Origin of the sequence: Bacillus sp. N12A5 (assembly GCF_026790125.1) — a bacterium.
GTDB lineage: Bacteria > Bacillota > Bacilli > Bacillales > Bacillaceae > Bacillus.
On the sequence record NZ_JALAMR010000010.1, the window covers coordinates 1 to 16,550 of the forward strand.

19 protein-coding genes are annotated in these 16,550 nt (G+C 42.9%); 11 read left to right on the top strand and 8 right to left on the bottom strand.

Annotated features, from left to right (window positions below):
- Positions 1–141: 141 nt before the first annotated feature.
- Positions 142–1,014, bottom strand: coding sequence for a stage II sporulation protein spoIIQ (spoIIQ, locus tag MOC09_RS13120; RefSeq protein ID WP_268360208.1), 873 nt, complete (start codon positions 1,012–1,014; stop codon positions 142–144).
- 142 nt (positions 1,015–1,156) lie between these two features.
- Between spoIIQ and MOC09_RS13125 the strand changes: the two genes are divergently transcribed.
- From MOC09_RS13125 to pseI, 9 genes are all read left to right on the top strand, one after another.
- Positions 1,157–1,648: a GNAT family N-acetyltransferase gene (locus MOC09_RS13125; protein ID WP_268360244.1), complete on the top strand. Its 492-nt coding sequence runs from the start codon at positions 1,157–1,159 to the stop codon at positions 1,646–1,648.
- Positions 1,645–2,163, top strand: a complete 519-nt coding sequence (locus MOC09_RS13130) for a DUF5362 family protein (RefSeq protein WP_268370777.1) — start codon at positions 1,645–1,647, stop codon at positions 2,161–2,163. The genes MOC09_RS13125 and MOC09_RS13130 overlap by 4 nt, the downstream gene beginning before the upstream one ends.
- A gap of 268 nt (positions 2,164–2,431) precedes the next feature.
- Positions 2,432–3,436: an SDR family NAD(P)-dependent oxidoreductase gene (locus MOC09_RS13135; RefSeq protein ID WP_268360243.1), complete on the top strand. Its 1,005-nt coding sequence runs from the start codon at positions 2,432–2,434 to the stop codon at positions 3,434–3,436.
- A 19-nt stretch (positions 3,437–3,455) separates the two neighbouring features.
- A complete protein-coding gene (locus MOC09_RS13140; protein WP_268360206.1) occupies positions 3,456–4,400 on the top strand; it encodes a dTDP-glucose 4,6-dehydratase in 945 nt (314 codons plus the stop codon).
- Between the two features lie 14 nt (positions 4,401–4,414).
- Entirely contained in the window at positions 4,415–5,611 is a 1,197-nt protein-coding gene (gene pseC / locus MOC09_RS13145) for a UDP-4-amino-4,6-dideoxy-N-acetyl-beta-L-altrosamine transaminase (protein WP_268360205.1), read from the top strand.
- A gap of 11 nt (positions 5,612–5,622) precedes the next feature.
- Positions 5,623–6,372, top strand: coding sequence for a glycosyltransferase family protein (locus MOC09_RS13150; RefSeq protein ID WP_268360204.1), 750 nt, complete (start codon positions 5,623–5,625; stop codon positions 6,370–6,372).
- Positions 6,373–6,396: 24 nt separating this feature from the next.
- On the top strand, positions 6,397–7,488 hold the full coding sequence (gene pseG, locus MOC09_RS13155) for a UDP-2,4-diacetamido-2,4,6-trideoxy-beta-L-altropyranose hydrolase (RefSeq protein ID WP_268360203.1): 1,092 nt from the start codon (positions 6,397–6,399) through the stop codon (positions 7,486–7,488).
- A 15-nt stretch (positions 7,489–7,503) separates the two neighbouring features.
- Positions 7,504–8,091, top strand: coding sequence for a UDP-4-amino-4,6-dideoxy-N-acetyl-beta-L-altrosamine N-acetyltransferase (pseH, locus tag MOC09_RS13160; RefSeq protein ID WP_268360202.1), 588 nt, complete (start codon positions 7,504–7,506; stop codon positions 8,089–8,091).
- Between the two features lie 63 nt (positions 8,092–8,154).
- Entirely contained in the window at positions 8,155–9,204 is a 1,050-nt protein-coding gene (gene pseI, locus MOC09_RS13165) for a pseudaminic acid synthase (protein ID WP_268370779.1), read from the top strand.
- A gap of 122 nt (positions 9,205–9,326) precedes the next feature.
- Here pseI and MOC09_RS13170 read toward each other — a convergent pair whose 3' ends face one another.
- Positions 9,327–9,764, bottom strand: coding sequence for a DUF5392 family protein (locus MOC09_RS13170; protein ID WP_003235711.1), 438 nt, complete (start codon positions 9,762–9,764; stop codon positions 9,327–9,329).
- A gap of 242 nt (positions 9,765–10,006) precedes the next feature.
- Here MOC09_RS13170 and cls point away from each other — a divergent pair, with 242 nt between their 5' ends.
- On the top strand, positions 10,007–11,455 hold the full coding sequence (gene cls, locus MOC09_RS13175; protein ID WP_268360200.1) for a cardiolipin synthase: 1,449 nt from the start codon (positions 10,007–10,009) through the stop codon (positions 11,453–11,455).
- 21 nt (positions 11,456–11,476) lie between these two features.
- Here cls and MOC09_RS13180 read toward each other — a convergent pair whose 3' ends face one another.
- Positions 11,477–12,250: a MerR family transcriptional regulator gene (locus MOC09_RS13180; protein ID WP_268360199.1), complete on the bottom strand. Its 774-nt coding sequence runs from the start codon at positions 12,248–12,250 to the stop codon at positions 11,477–11,479.
- A 144-nt stretch (positions 12,251–12,394) separates the two neighbouring features.
- On the opposite strand from MOC09_RS13180, the gene MOC09_RS13185 reads away from it, so the two are divergent.
- The gene (locus MOC09_RS13185; RefSeq protein ID WP_268360198.1) at positions 12,395–12,784 is read left to right on the top strand and encodes a DUF5362 family protein; all 390 of its coding nucleotides are present in this window, start codon (positions 12,395–12,397) and stop codon (positions 12,782–12,784) included.
- A gap of 34 nt (positions 12,785–12,818) precedes the next feature.
- Here the strand turns inward: MOC09_RS13185 and MOC09_RS13190 are convergent, their stop codons facing one another.
- The 5 genes from MOC09_RS13190 to ureA all read right to left on the bottom strand — a co-directional run bounded on the left by MOC09_RS13190 (position 12,819) and on the right by ureA (position 16,457).
- Positions 12,819–13,460, bottom strand: coding sequence for an NAD(P)-dependent oxidoreductase (locus MOC09_RS13190; RefSeq protein ID WP_268360197.1), 642 nt, complete (start codon positions 13,458–13,460; stop codon positions 12,819–12,821).
- Between the two features lie 67 nt (positions 13,461–13,527).
- Entirely contained in the window at positions 13,528–13,929 is a 402-nt protein-coding gene (locus MOC09_RS13195) for an Rrf2 family transcriptional regulator (RefSeq protein ID WP_268360196.1), read from the bottom strand.
- Between the two features lie 133 nt (positions 13,930–14,062).
- Positions 14,063–15,772: an urease subunit alpha gene (gene ureC / locus MOC09_RS13200; protein ID WP_268360195.1), complete on the bottom strand. Its 1,710-nt coding sequence runs from the start codon at positions 15,770–15,772 to the stop codon at positions 14,063–14,065.
- Entirely contained in the window at positions 15,769–16,143 is a 375-nt protein-coding gene (gene ureB / locus MOC09_RS13205) for an urease subunit beta (protein WP_268360194.1), read from the bottom strand. The genes ureC and ureB overlap by 4 nt, the downstream gene beginning before the upstream one ends.
- Positions 16,140–16,457 carry an urease subunit gamma gene (gene ureA, locus MOC09_RS13210; RefSeq protein ID WP_003227724.1) on the bottom strand — a complete coding sequence of 106 codons (318 nt, stop codon included), beginning with the start codon at positions 16,455–16,457 and terminating at the stop codon, positions 16,140–16,142. Before ureA ends, ureB begins: the two co-directional genes overlap by 4 nt.
- Positions 16,458–16,550 lie beyond the last annotated feature (93 nt).

Sequence of the window (16,550 nt, forward strand, 5' to 3'; positions counted from 1 at the left end):
CTGTTAACTCACTCTTGTCCCCATAGAAAAAACACCTCCAAGTCTAATTTCGGATAACAATCATCCGTTTTCAAACTTGAAGGTGTTTTTTATTTGTCTCATCTTATGGGGTCAGTCCCCACGGATAGACGTTTTTCTTCATCAAGACTGTTCAGTGTCTTCTGTTGTGCTGCTTTCTTTAGAACCAGATTTGTCAGTTGAGTCATCCGATTTCTCACCGGATTTTTCTTCAGTTCCTTTTTCAGTTGATCCATCCTTTTTCTCGGAAGATTGCTGAATGGATTCTTCTGTTTCTTCAGTGGCAGCTTTTTCTTCAGCAGCTGCTGCTTTTTCAATAGAAGAAACCGGTTTGTCCATAAAGTTCAGCGGGTTCATCGCGACTCCGTCTTTACGGATTTCAAAATGCACGTGGTTTCCGCTGTCTTCACTGTAAAGGTTCTTGCCAGACTTTCCGATCACTTGGTTTTGTTTTACCTTGTCACCTTGCTCGACACTTACCTCAGAAAGAGATTGATACACAGTTGATAAACCATCGGCATGTTCAACTTCCACAACATATCCCAGCACTGGATCTTTTTCAGCTTTGACAACCGTACCGCTCAGAGAAGCAGAAACATCGAAATCTTTTCCGTCTTTCTCAGCTAAGTCAATTCCTTTGCTTAGGCTGTACGTGTTATTATAGGTAACGAGTGCTGCTTCTTTCTCTTCTTTAGCGGCATCGGTTTCATAGAACTTTTTCACAACAGAAACGTTTTCAGAATCAACAACCGGCATTGCGACATTTTCCATTGACTTTCCTACTTCAACTGCATCGTCGTTGTTGTCATATGCGGAGTTTCCGCCGTTATCAGCCAACTGATCCTTTACCTCATCATTTGATACAGATTGATACCAAAGGACAGCTGTTAAAATGACGGCCGCACTGACTAAGTAAATTGCAGGGAACACCCAGCGTTTACGAAAAAACTGCTGAAGTTTTTTGACTTGAGAAGTTTTCTTTTCTTCCTCTCTCATTGTTTCATCACCTCAGCAACATTCTGAACACTTTTCTGAAAATATATACACCTATACAAAAAAACTTTTTTTAGACGTAGTTTGCGCAGACTAATACGAAAATATGTCATTTTTTTGAGAGGAGTGCCAAATACGCATGAACATGACATTGCGTCTTGCTGAACATAAAGATCTGGAGGCTGTTGTTGCGATTTATAATTCAACGATTGCTTCTCGAATGGTAACAGCCGATACTGAACCGGTAACACCTGAAGACCGGATGGAGTGGTTTTTGGGGCATACCGAGGCGCGTCCGCTTTATGTGGCCGAGGACGAAAGCGGGAACGTCGCTGCCTGGATCAGCTTTGAAACCTTTTACGGAAGGCCCGCCTATAATAAAACAGCGGAGGTCAGCATATACATTGACGAAGCATGCCGCGGCAAAGGCGTCGGATCGTATTTGCTTCAGGAAGCGCTCCGCATTGCGCCGGGTCTTGGCATCCGCTCACTTATGGCCTTCATTTTTGGGCATAATAAACCAAGCCTGAAGCTGTTTGAAAAGCACGGGTTTGCAGAATGGGGACTCTTCCCCGGCATCGCCGAAATGGACGGCAAAAGATACGATTTAAAAATTTTAGGGAGAGAGCTGTCATGATTAGTTTGGATAAAGACGAAAACGAAATTGAACATCATAATGAAGAAAGCAGTCCCGCGGAACAGGAAATTGTGCCTGCGGAAAACGAGAGCCGCCAGCTGAGCGCTTCCGCTGTCAAGTCGCTATCAGACATCGCCAAGTGGGGCAAAGTGTCGGGCATTTTGCTGATCATTATGGGATCGCTGGTCACTTTGTCCACTCTGGTGACAGTGATCGGCGCCATCCCGGGCGTACTGCTTATTATTTCAGGCGTCTTTTTGACGCGTTCAGCAAAAGCAGCCGCGGAAGCTGACGGAAATCTTACCGGCACCGCTGGCGAAAGCATGCTTGAGAATTATGGAACGTTTATTAAAATGCAGCTGTTTTACGCAGCATCCAGTATCGCCATGGGCGTGATCGGCATCATTTTGGCCATTTTCTTGCTGGTGATTGTCGGCATAGCCGCCTATGAAAACACCGATACGTATGAAGATCCGGATTCCTATTATTATGAGGATGACCCGGTGTTTGAATAAATCAAAAAGATAGACAGAGATAGCAGAGGCATGAGTTAGGTATTGACCGGACTCATGCCTTTTTATTATGTTTTTCTGCATTATTCACTCTCCCCCGCCCCACAGGATCTACAGTTACAGCCGGGCTATTCCATTTCTATTTCTATGAATGGACAAAATTATAGGTGAATCAGATAGGCTAGAGCAAACACAGAGTTTTCTTACAAGCATATACTCCAATAACCGACATTGTTTTATCAATTCAAGAAAAAAGGAAGTGGGTATACTTGTGTTTTTCAAAGATAAAAAAATACTCATAATTGGCGGAACAGGCACGATTGGAAAAAGCCTTCTAAAACAAATTCTTAAAGACCAGCCAAAGGTTGTTCGAATATTCAGCAGGGATGAATATAAACAATTTATGCTAGAAAACGAAATCGGACCCAGAAAGGATATTCGATTTTTAATAGGCGATGTGCGAGATTATGACCGGGTGTTAAATGCAATGGACAGCATTGACTACGTCTTCCACACAGCTGCCATGAAGCATGTTCCCGCTTGCGAATACAATCCGTATGAAGCGGTCCTAACAAATATTATAGGAACCAATAATGTCATTAAAGCAGCAGTTGCTCAAAACGTGAAAAAGGTCGTTTTCACAAGTTCAGATAAGGCAATATCTCCAACGAATGCATATGGAGCAACAAAACTCACAGCTGAAAGATTAATTTCCGCAGCAGAATACAGCAAAGGAAAAGCCGAGACGGTTTTTTCTTGTGTTCGGTTTGGAAATGTAATTGGGTCAAGAGGTTCCGTGGTTCCATTGTTTACAGAACAAATCTTAACCCAAAAAAAAGTGACTGTTACGGATTTAAACATGAATCGCTTTATGATGACCCTGGATCAGGCAACATCATTATTAATTAGTGCGCTTAAAGAATCTCAAGGCGGAGAAATTTTTATATTAAAGATGCCGGTTATCTCACTGCGCGACTTAGTGACAGTTGTTGTTGAAGAAACATGCAAAAAACACAATTTGAATGTTGATGACATTGAAATACAAGAGATCGGGCTGCGCCCCGGAGAAAAAATGTATGAAGAACTTATGACGTATGATGAATCGACAATGGCTTTTGATCTGGCTGAAATGTTTGTGATCCCTTCAACATATGGGAATAGAAATCACTATGCTCAAGCAAAAAAAGCAGCTGAAGGAACCTATAGTTCAAATGATCAAGAGCAAATTTCAAAAGGAGAAGTCCTTACATTATTAAAATCGCAAAAACTAATTTAATCTGGGAAGGAAGATGGTCATGAATATTCTCGTTACCGGTGGAGCAGGTTTTATCGGGAGATGGGTTGTGAAAAAGTTATTAGAAGACGGTCATCAAGTATGGGTGCTGGATGATTTATCGAACGGCCGTTTAGAAAACCTAGAAGAATTGAAAAACGCCCCAGGTTTTATTGAGTTTATTAAAGGAGATATAAAGGATCAAAAAACATTAGAAGATCTTTTCCTGAAGCAATTTGACATTTGCTATCATTTGGGCGCAAGCATAAACGTACAAGACAGCATTGACGATCCGAAAACCACATTTGAAAACGACACACTCGGCACTTTTAACATTTTAGAATTATGCAAAAAGCATAATGTGAAAGTTGTTTTCATGAGTACCTGCATGGTGTACGACAGAGCTGCATTTGCTGAAGGCATTAAAGAAACAGATCCTATTAAACCCGCTTCCCCTTATGCAGGCGCAAAGATCGCAGCTGAAAACATGGTGCTCTCCTATTATCATGCGTATGGTCTACCAGCGGTGGTTATCCGTCCGTTCAATACGTATGGGCCTTTCCAGAAAACAGGCGGTGAAGGCGGAGTGGTCGCTATTTTTATAAAAAATAAATTGGACGGTAAAAAGCTGCATATATATGGTGATGGCACTCAAACCCGTGATCTTTTATATGTAGAGGATTGCGCTAATTTCGTCGTGCAGGCGGGTTATTCCAAAAAAGCAAATGGTGAAATTATAAACGCAGGCCTTGGAAGAGATATCTCTATTAATGATTTGGCAGAATTAATCGCAGGCGATAAACAAAACATTCACCATGTAGAGCATATACATCCTCAAAGTGAAATTCCAAAATTGCTGTGCAACTACGAAAAAGCAAAGAAAATCCTCAATTGGAGCCCGCAGGTCAGTTTGGAGGAAGGAATAAGAAAAACAGAAGAATGGATTAAGGGCACGAATCTTATTTAATAGGAGAATTGAACATGACAAGTGAGAATAAATTGGCCATTTCAGGCGGTAAACCCGTCAGAGATTCTTATCTTCCTTACGGCAGACAATCGCTGGATGAAGAAGATATACAATCCGTAGTCGATATTTTAAGAGGAGACTATTTGACGACAGGACCAACAATTGCGTTATTCGAAGAAAAAGTCGCTGAATATGCTGGCAGCAGCTATGCAGTTGCATTTTCCAGCGGAACAGCTGCGTTGCATGCGGCTTGCTTTGCTGCTGGTATCTCACAGGGAGACGAAGTCATTACTACACCCGTCACATTTGCGGCAAGTGCCAATTGTATTTTGTACATGGGCGCCAAACCGGTTTTCGCAGATATTGACCCGCTCACATACAATATTAATCCTGATTCTATCGAAAAGCTGATCACTCCAAAAACAAAGGCCATTATACCAGTAGACTTCACGGGACAGCCAGTGAATCACGATCAGATTCAAAAAATCGCAAAAGACAATAACTTAATCGTCATCGAAGATGCTGCACATGCATTAGGCGCTTCATATAAAGGGAAAAAAGTCGGTTCAATCAGTGATATGACAATGTTTAGTTTCCATCCTGTAAAACATATTACAACAGGCGAAGGCGGAATGATAACGACGAATAATAGAACATATTATGAGAAGCTGCTTCAATTCCGCAGTCACGGAATAACCCGTGATCCTAAAAAGTTAACTCAAAACCATGGCTCGTGGTACTATGAAATGCACTTCCTTGGTTTCAATTACCGGATGACAGATATCCAAGCTTCATTAGGGATCAGCCAATTGCAAAAGTTAGATGATTTTATTAAAAAACGGCATCACCTTGCCGAGATTTATAACGAAAAGTTAAAAACCCTCTCCCACATTCAGCTACCAATACAAGATGCAGCCTCAACTTCAAGCTGGCACCTTTATATTATTCAATTAAAGCTGGATCAGCTAAAAGGAAACCGCGATGATATTTTCAACGCTATGCAAAAAGAAAATATAGGAGTTAACGTTCACTATATACCCGTTTATTTACACCCTTACTATCAACGTTTAGGATATCCAGCGGGCCTATGTCCAAGTGCAGAAAATCTATATAAAGGAATCATCACCTTACCTCTGTTTCAATCAATGAACGAAAAAGATGCAGACGACGTGATCAAAGCATTAAAAAAAGTAGTGGATTATTATTCGTAGGAGGTCATGAGTTGAAAGTAACGGCTATAATCCAAGCACGGATGGGGTCCAGCAGATTGCCAGGGAAAGTATTAAAAAAAGTTTTGAATAAACCTCTGCTGGAATATCAAATTGAAAGAATAAAAAGAGCGGCGCTTATTGATGATATTGTGATCGCCACAACGACAAATGAGAATGATAAACCAATTGTCCAGTTAAGTAAGAGATTGTCTCTTACTTATTATTGTGGGTCAGAAAACGATGTCTTATCAAGATATTACGAAGCAGCAAAAATCAACAAAGCGGAAACGATTGTCCGCTTAACCTCTGACTGCCCTATTATCGATCATCGTGTCATCGACAAAGTAGTCAAATTTTATCTAGATTCAAACGGCCAATATGATTATGTGTCTAACACTCTAAATAGAACGTATCCCCGCGGAATGGATATAGAGGTTTTTTCAGTTTCAGCATTAGAAAAGGCTTATGCCGAGTCCAGTCTTGAACATGAACGGGAACACGTAACACCCTTCATTTTCCTAAATCCCGGTCGGTTCAAGTTGGCTAATATCACCTATAACGAAAATCAGAATCAGCATAGGTGGACTGTGGACACACCTGAGGACTTTTTGTTAATCAAAAAAATCATAGAAAAACTATATCCAACGAATCCTGACTTTAGCTTGGAGGATACATTAGCGTTATTGAACGCGTTTCCGGATTGGTCTTTACTCAACGCCCGAATAGAACAAAAAGAAATAGTAAATGACAACAATGACTAGTACAAATGATGATGAGGTGCTGTTATGAACATACTTTTCAGAACAGATGCTTCAATTGAAATAGGCACAGGTCATGTCATGAGGTGCCTTACGCTTGCTAATGCATTGCGCAAAAAGGGAGCTAACATTACATTTGTTTGCCGAAGCTTACAAGGCCATCTAGCTGAGGTGATTCGCGAGCAGCAGTTTGATCTCATTATGCTCCCAGCACCTCAAAAGAATGTTTTGATACCTAAATCAACTCTCCATTCTGATTGGCTCGGTGTCCCTTGGCATGTTGACTCAGCTGAAACCAGCCGTGCAATTCAAGACATGAACAAGGAAATCTCCCTCCTTATCATTGATCACTACGCAATTGATATCAATTGGGAGCTGGAGGTAAAAAAATATGTGAAAAAAATAATGGTGATTGATGACCTTGCTGATCGTTTACATCATTGCGATATTTTATTAGACCAGAATCTTTATCCTCATTATAAAGAGCGTTATGCCAACCTGGTTCCCAAAAGCTGCAAACAATTTTTAGGGCCTGAATACGTCTTATTGCGGGATGAATTTTATTCATTTCAGCCCAATAACAAAAACCGTGACGGCAGTATAAAAAAGATTTTTGTCTTTTTTGGAGGCACTGATCCCACTAATGAAACGAAAAAGGTTATTCACGCCTTTAAGCAGCTTAACCTCCATGATATTGAGCTGGATATCGTAATTGGAAATACCAATACCCATAAGAATGACATTGAATCCATTTGCAAAAAACATGACTTTTGCAGCTTTCATTGCCAAGTAAATCATATTGCAGAATTGATGTACAATGCCGATCTCGCAATAGGTGCAGGCGGAACTTCCGCTTGGGAACGCTGTTATCTCGGCCTTCCAGCCATCGTAATCACCGTTGCTGAAAATCAAGAACTGATTGCTGAAACGCTTGATCAATTAGGCGCCATTCAATATCTGGGGCCTAAAGAATCCGTCAAGGAATCAGATATCGTCTCTTCTATTAACGAAATGATAAATAATCCCTTGTTATTAATACAAATGTCACAAAAAGCCCGCATGCTGCTAGAAGGAAATATTGATAATCGCCAAAATCTCTTATTTGAAATTTTAACGTAAGGAAGGGATAAGTCTATGTTCAAATATTCCCTTAGGACATTAAAAGAAAAAGACTTAGACACAGTCCTCCGTTGGCGGAACGATGATAGAATCAGACAATCAATGTATAACGATCAAATCATTACTGAAAAACAGCATCATCATTGGTTCAAGAAAGTGAATTCCTCGAAAACAGAACATTATTTTATCTTTACAATTGATCATACTGACATCGGCTTTGTAAGTTTTAAAGATGTTGACCATAAGAATCACCATTGCTATTGGGGTTTTTATATCGGAGAGGCCCAGAGTCCAAAAGGGTCCGGTTCTGTCATGGGGTTTTTAGCATTAGAATGGGCGTTTCAACAGCTGGAGATTGAGAAAGTATACGGAGAAGTCCTGTCGAATAACGAAAAAAGTCTGTCCTATCACCAATCATTCGGTTTTAGGAAAGAAGGTCACTTTCGAAACCATATCGCAAGGAATAGCAACTATCTTGATGTGATCCGATACGGTCTTTTAAAGGAAGAATGGGAAGCGGAAAAGCCGAAAGTGATGAAGAAATTAGCTGCTAGAGGAATAGACGGTAAAGACATTGATACACATTTTAATAACATGATTTGAATTGTGTTTTATGCCCTTTGGCTTTTATGGCCGGTATTCCTGTAAATAAAAAGAGGTGCAAAAATGAACGAAATCAATATAGAAGGAAGAAAAATTGGGCCGCATCATCCTCCGTTTATTATTGCTGAAATGTCTGGAAACCATAATCAATCATTAGAGCGTGCTTTTCATATTATAGAAGAAGCGGCTAAAGCAGGTGCACACGCTTTGAAAATACAAACATATACCGCTGACACAATGACATTAAATATGAATACGAAAGATTTTAAAATTGAGGATAAGAATAGTCTCTGGTCCGGCAGAACGCTCTATACATTATACCAACAAGCGTACACTCCATGGGAATGGCATAAGCCAATCTTCAATAAATGCCGGGAACTTGGAATGATCCCTTTGAGTACGCCATTTGATGAATCATCTGTCGACTTTCTGGAGGACTTGGGTGTTCCTATATATAAAATCGCTTCATTTGAAAATACTGATATCCCTCTTATCAAAAAGGTCGCTGCTACTGGTAAGCCTATTATCATTTCCACTGGGATGGCTACAGTAGCAGAAATTGATGAATCAATAAGGGCCGCCAAAGACGCCGGCTGCAAAGAGGTAATACTTCTAAAATGCACCAGTACCTACCCGGCATCACCGGAAAACACCAATATTGCCACGATTCCTCATATGAAAAACTTATTTAACTGCCAAGTCGGCTTATCGGATCACACCATGGGAACAGGGGTGGCTGTCGCTAGTGTCGCCCTAGGTGCAACTGTGATTGAAAAACATTTTACTTTATCAAGAGCTGACGGCGGCGTAGATTCCGCCTTTTCACTGGAACCATCCGAACTAAGGCATCTTGTCGTTGAAACTGAAAGGGCGTGGCAAGCATTAGGACAGATTACGTATGGACCCACTGACGAGGAAAAAGCTTCGCTCAAATTCCGTCGTTCGATTTATGTAAATAAAGATATAAAAGCCGGCGAGCCTTTCACAAAAGAAAATATTAAGGTCGTACGGCCCGGTTACGGTTTGGAACCAAAATTTTATGATGTCATTATTGGCAGAACAGCCAAGAAACATATTTCAGCAGGAACACCGCTGAGATGGGATTCTATATAGTTTATATAGATACCTCTTTGTGAATGCGCTCTGCACTTTGCAGAACTACAGAAGAAATGGCCATAAAAAACTGCACCCTGATCTGTCCAGCAGTCAGGGTGCAGTTCTAGTGTTCAGCTCTTTTAAAACTGCATTTTCTTGCGCCTGTCTTCCTCAGTCAAAAATTCCACAAAACTACGCATCGCAAACGGTTCTTCTTTGATCTGGCGCGTATAGGAGTCTTTCCGCTCTTCTGAAAGGATTTCGCTCTTTTTGATCCTGTTCAGCATATAGATGTGAACCGTTTTTTGGATTTGTTTATGCTGATAGCCTGCTTCTTTGAAAAATGCCAGCCCGAGCGCCGCAAGAAGTGCAAATATGCCTGCGCTGATCAGGGACTCCCTGTCAGCAGAAGCGTGAAATAAAAAAGCAGCCAAATTAAAGAGAGAGAATGCAGCTAGCGGAAAAGCAAGAAAACGGTACATGACGGTTTTCTTCATGAAAGGCTGTACGGCCTTTTGAATTTTTTGCATTTCTGTTTTAATGAACCCCGGCATTTGTTCAACTCTGTAAAAGTTCAAGGTATCCTCCCCCTTTATTTGATGTTGCAGTCTTCACGAACGTTATCATATGTGTTTATTTTAACGCAGGTGAACGCTGGTTTTAAAGAAATCTGCCCGTATTTTTCACGAAGAATCTGGATCGCTGCACTTTATTCTTTTAAAATGTGAGTGTTATAATTTGTAATGGGAATCAGATCGCTGTTATTCATGGAATACTAATGGCAATCTTCTTGATAAATATGAATGAGCGGGGTTACAAAGTGAGTATTTCTTCCATCCTTTTATCACTTTTTTTCATTTTGAATATTCTTTTGGCCATCATTGTCATTTTCAAAGAACGGCGCGATGCCAGCGCATCTTGGGCGTGGCTGCTTGTTCTTTTCTTTATTCCCGTTTTAGGCTTTATTTTATACTTATTATTCGGCCATAATCTCAGGCGCAAGCATTTGTTTCAATGGGAGGATCGAAAAAAGATTGGAATTGAAAGACTGCTGAAGCATCAGCTTGAAGATTTAGAAACCAAGCAGTTTCAGTTCAACAACCGGGCAACCTTTGATAACAAAGATTTAATTTATATGCTTATTATGAATAATCATGCTGTGTTCACTGAGGATAATTCAGTTGACGTCATTACAGATGGACGGGATAAGTTTCAGCGGCTGCTGAACGACATTTCAAAGGCTAAGGATCATATCCACTTACAATATTATATTTATAAAGGTGATGAATTAGGCAAAAAATTACGGGACGCTCTGATCGAAAAAGCGAAAGAAGGTGTTCAGGTCAGGGTGCTTTATGATGAACTCGGGTCCAGAACGCTGCGAAAAAAGTTTTTTAAAGAGCTCCGCGAGGCCGGCGGGCATGTGGAAGTCTTCTTCCCTTCAAAGCTCAGGCCGATAAACTTGCGGCTGAATTACCGGAACCATCGAAAGCTTGTCATCATAGACGGAATGACCGGCTATGTCGGAGGTTTTAACGTCGGAGATGAGTATCTCGGGCTTAATCCGAAATTCGGTTATTGGCGTGATACGCATATCCGGCTGCAGGGAACGGCCGTGCATGCCATCCAGACACGTTTCATCCTTGACTGGAACCAAGCTTCCCATCACCATACGCTGACATATATCCCCAATCACTTTCCTGATTACGGCCCGAAAGGCAACGTCGGGATGCAAATTGTCACAAGCGGCCCGGATTCCGAATGGGAACAAATTAAAAATGGCTACATTAAAATGATTTCGAATGCCAAACGTTCCATATTGATTCAAACGCCTTATTTTATCCCCGACGCAAGCCTGCTGGATGCTTTAAGGATCGCGTGCCTGTCAGGCATTGACGTCAATATTATGATCCCGAACAAGCCTGATCATGCCTTTGTATACTGGGCGACACTTTCGTACATCGGCGAGCTGTTAAAAGCCGGAGCCACTGTCTATATCTATGATAACGGCTTTATTCACGCGAAAACTATCGTAGTGGATGACGAAATTGCATCAGTCGGCACAGCGAATATTGATGTTCGAAGCTTCAGGCTGAATTTTGAGGTTAATGCATTTATTTACGATATCAACATTGCTAAAAAACTGGTTTCTACATTTAAAGAAGATTTGCTCGTATCCAGAAAATACACCTATGAAGAATATCTGCAGCGCTCCTTGTGGATTCGAATTAAAGAATCCGTCTCGCGGCTGTTGTCGCCGATTTTATAAGATGTGCCAAAACCCCGGCCTTTACAGCCGGGGTTTTTCCTGTTGGTCACAGTAAATGATAATCGCCTCCCGCAAAAAAGCGGCAAGGCCTTCTCCATATTGATTGATTGAATTTGTAAATCGTTCGTCAGTGATATACACTTCTCCAAGCCCTCTGAAAATGTCGAGTGTGCAATCGTAATGATATTGGCAAATATGATCACGGTACGCCCCCACAACGGACTGAACCTCTGCATCACCAGGGCCGTGTATCATTCGTGCCGCAATTCGTCTGTATATCGAATCAAATTCAGCCATGATCACGCGCCAATCGTCCGACGTATATGCAGATGTCCTTTTCTCTGTTTCTTCTGCAATTTCCCTTCCATACAGCTTTCTGACTTCATCAGCATATGTCTGCTGGTGCTCCTCAATGTCTTTCATGCTGAATCCCGCAAATAAATCCCGCTTATTCATACGTTCTCCTCCCTCGATGGACTGAAGCGTCCTGTCAATCGTTTGAATCATCTCTTCCATTCTTTGTTTTTTCTTCATCAATATATCCTTTTGCGACCGAAGTGCCGCTTTCCGGTCAAAGTCCGGATGATCAAGCATCTCTTTAATATCCTCCAAACGAAAGCCAATTTCCTTGAAAAATAAAATCTGCTGCAGCCTTTCTAGGTCTGCATCACTGTATAAACGATACCCTGCATCAGTAAGCGCTGATGGAATCAGGAGCTGAATATGGTCATAGTGATGAAGCGTCCGAATACTGACACCAGCTATGTCCGCCACTTGTTTGACTTGGTATTTCATCAATGCCGCCTCCTCTTTTTCATCGTAAACAATCACGCAGCGTCAAGGTCAATCCCTAAAATATAATATTCTATATACAAAACTTCTCACAAATAGTGTATAAAAGAAAAGTGAGTATTTTTTTGTAAAGGGGAGCCAGTGTATATGAATCCTGAAACAATGAACAAAACCCTCATCAGCATTTCAAAATGGGGAAAAGCAACAGGCATTTTATTTATTATTATGGGCGCAATTACCGCGCTATCAGGCGCGTTCTTTTTTCTGATCGGTGCCGTGCCGGGCGTACTTCAAATTATTTCCGGAATCTTTTTGATGCGGTCAGCCAAAGAAGCGGGCCAAATGGCTGAACAACATAGCGGACAGTCTGAGGACTTAATGCTGGAGAATTACGCGAAGTTTGTGAAGATGCAAGGAATTTATTTAATCGTAAGCATTGCTGTATCCATTCTAGCGATTATCGCCTTCTTCATCTTTTTAATGCTTGGGATTGCTGACGGTATCTTCAGCGATTATGATACCTACAGCACTTATTAATCAGAAAAACCCGGAGCGGACTCCGGGTTTTTTATTATTCCGCTTCGCTTACAACTGTGAAGCGTTCATTTTGGTGTGCAGGATGTTCTAGCTCATCCAATACGGCAATGGCATAATCTGCATAGCTGATATAGCTGTCACCTTTAGCGTTTACGATGACATTGTCTTTTCCTTTTTGGTAAGAACCCGTCCGTTTACCTGCCGGGTCAAAAAATGCCGCAGGGCTTAGGAACGTCCAGGAAATGGAGTCTGTCTGCTGCAAATCTTTCAGGTTCTCTCCTTGATTTGATGCAGTTGGCAGATACTCTTTCGGGAATTCCGGCGTATCCATTAAACGGGTTGTTTTGGCTTCATCTACAAACAGGCTTCCCGCTCCGCCGACGACAAGCAATCTGGTGTTTTTTGCGTCCTTTAAGATGCTAATGAGCGCTCTGCCTGCCTCAACATGAAGATGTTCCTGGCCAGGCGCTGCTCCAAATGCGTTGACCACCGCATCGAAAGGCTTGATGTCTTCCGCAGTCAGTTCAAACACATCTTTCTCCAAAATCGCTACGTCCTGTTCCTGCACTTTTGAAGCGTTTCGGACGATGGCTGTCACTTCATGGCCTCTTGTTTTTGCTTCTTTTAAAATCTGGTTTCCTGCTTTTCCGCTTGCACCGATGATTCCAATTTTCATTTTTCATTCCCTCCTTATTTGTAACAATTTTAGTTACATGTTGGCGGTGAGAAGTCATCCCTTTTGATTAAAAGAGATGATTCATAACATCTTTTAATGACTTGCTTGCCAGTTCATTCTCCATCGCTTTTTGCACACTTTCAAACGTTTCATCCAGTGCGTTCTGAATTTTTTTCCCTACCGGACATTTCGGGTTCGGGTTTTCATGAACTGCAAAGAGCTCTTCTTGCTTTTGGACAGCCCGATATACCTCTAAAAGAGTAATATCAGCCGGGTCTTTTTTGAGGCTTGCACCTGGGACCCCAGCACGTGATGTCAGAATATCCGCTTTTTTCAGTAGGCTGATCATTCTTCGCACGACTACCGGATTGGTGTTGACGCTGTCTGCGATTATTTCTGAAGATGTTTTTTCATCCATCGAAATGAGGGATAAAATATGAATGGCAACAGCAAGACGGCTGTTAATCATGTTTTTCACCACCGTTGTAACTATAATAGTTACATTTAATTCGTTTGTCAACATCTAATATACACTAAATGCAGGGTTTTTGTGCACCGTTTTGAGTCAATAGAACGGCCGGATGCACTCCGGCCGCGTCTTGTCAGAATAAGAAATATCTTTGTCCAAGCGGAACATAATCGACAGGCTGGCAAGACAATTCCTCTCCGTCAGCAAAGACCTGATAGGTTTTGGGATCAACTTCAATCTTCGGCAAAGCTGCGTTCAACTTCATATCCAGCTTGCTCAGCTTTCTGATATTTTTGACGGGAGAAATTCTTTTTTCCAGCCCTAAGCTTTCCGCTACTCCCCGCTCTATGCTCGCCTGAGACATAAATGTAATGGAGGTTGAGCGATTGGCTTTTCCGTATGACGCATACATTTGGCGCATAAACACCGGTTCAGGAGTCGGGATAGACGCGTTCGGATCTCCCATTTGCGCACGTGCAATCATGCCGCCTTTTAAGACCAGTTCCGGTTTTACGCCGAAAAATACCGGGTCCCACAGAACGAGATCAGCGAGCTTCCCTTTTTCCACCGAACCGACTTCATGGCTGAGCCCATGCGTAATCGCCGGATTAATCGTGTATTTGGCAATGTAGCGTTTTGCGCGCACATTGTCATTTCCGTTTTCGCCGGCAAGAGCGCCGCGCTGCTTCTTCATTTTATCGGCTACCTGCCACGTTCGGATGATTACTTCACCGACCCGTCCCATCGCCTGGGAATCCGATGATGTCATGCTGATCGCGCCAATATCATGGAGAATGTCCTCTGCCGCAATCGTCGCAGCCCTGATTCTGGAATGGCTGAACGCTACATCTTCAGGCACTTTCGCATCTAAATGGTGACAGACCATCATCATGTCAAGATGCTCATCCATCGTATTAACGGTATAAGGAATGGTCGGCGTTGTAGATGACGGCAGGATGTTCGCGTAAGAGGCGAGCTTCATAATATCCGGGGCATGGCCGCCTCCTGCTCCTTCAATGTGATAGGTATGAATGACCCGGTCCCCGATCGCGTCGAGCGTGTTTTCCAGGAAGCCCGCTTCGTTAATCGTATCGGTATGGATAGCAACTTGAATATCAGCCTCATCCACGACGTCCATACACGTTTTGATCGCGCTTGGCGTCGTACCCCAGTCTTCATGAAGCTTCAGGCCGATGGCGCCGGCTTCCACCTGCTCGATCAGCGGCGCTTTATCGGATGCATTCCCTTTTCCTAGGAAGCCGACATTGACCGGAAACTCCTCGGCCGCTTCCAGCATTCTTGCCATATACCACGCGCCAGACGTACAGGTTGTCGCTTTGCTTCCTGTAGCTGGTCCTGTTCCGCCTCCCAATAGTGTCGTCACACCTGAAGAAAGCGCAACTTCCATCTGCTGAGGGCAAATAAAATGAATGTGTGTGTCTACTCCTCCGGCTGTTAAAATCTTGCCTTCACCAGAAATCACCTCTGTACCTGCGCCGATGACCATATGCGGATCGACCCCGTCCATAATATCAGGGTTGCCGCTTTTTCCGACGCCGACAATGCGGCCGTCTTTCACACCGACATCCGCTTTGACAATGCCTGTGTAATCCAATAGCACGACGTTGGTGATGACCAAGTCCAAAGCGCCGTCTTTCCCTGTGATTCTGCCGTTTTGGCCCATGCCGTCACGGATCGTTTTTCCGCCGCCAAAGATCATTTCTTCTCCATATACAGTGAAATCCTTTTCGACTTCGATCCATAAATCCGTATCGCCCAATCTGATTTTATCGCCCGTTGTCGGCCCAAACAGCTCCGCATATTGCTCCCGTGACATTTTCATCGGATGACACCCTCCATCCAGCCGGCTTGATGTAAGTTGGCTAACGTTTTTTCTTTGCCGCGTTGATCGATAAATGTGTCAGCCATTCCGTTCAGGCCTCTGATTGTTTTTCGTCCCCCAATTTCCACAAGCGTCACCGTTTTCTGCTCACCCGGCTCAAAACGGACGGACGTGCCTGATGGAACATCAAGGCGCATGCCGATCGCCTGCTCGCGGTCAAATGATAATGCCCCGTTGGCTTCTGCAAAATGAAAATGCGATCCGACTTGAATGGAGCGTGATCCGGTGTTTTTTACACCTATCTCCCGTGTCTCGCGTCCTTCATTAATCGTAATCGTTCCCTCAGCAATCTGAAATGCTCCCGGCTTCATGACTTCACCTCCGCAGAAATTGGCTGATGTACCGTGACAAGCTTCACTCCGTCAGGAAATGTGGCCTCCACCTGAATGCTGTCCAGCATCTCAGGCACACCCTCCATCACATCTTTTTCCGTTAAGACATGGCGGCCGGCTTCCATCAGCTCCGCTACTCCCTTCCCGTCACGTGCGCCTTCCATGATAAAACAGGTGATATAAGCGGCAGCTTCAGGATAGTTCAGCAGAACACCCCGCGCCTTTCGCTGTTTGGCTAATTCCCCCGCTGCAAAAATGAGCAACTTCTCTTGTTCAACCGGTGTCAATTTCATCTGTCGTCCTCCTTCTTTTGTCTTATAAAGCGGATGCGTTTACTGCGAATTTGCGGAACATGCAGGCGGGACATCACCTCCCTTTCTTCAGCA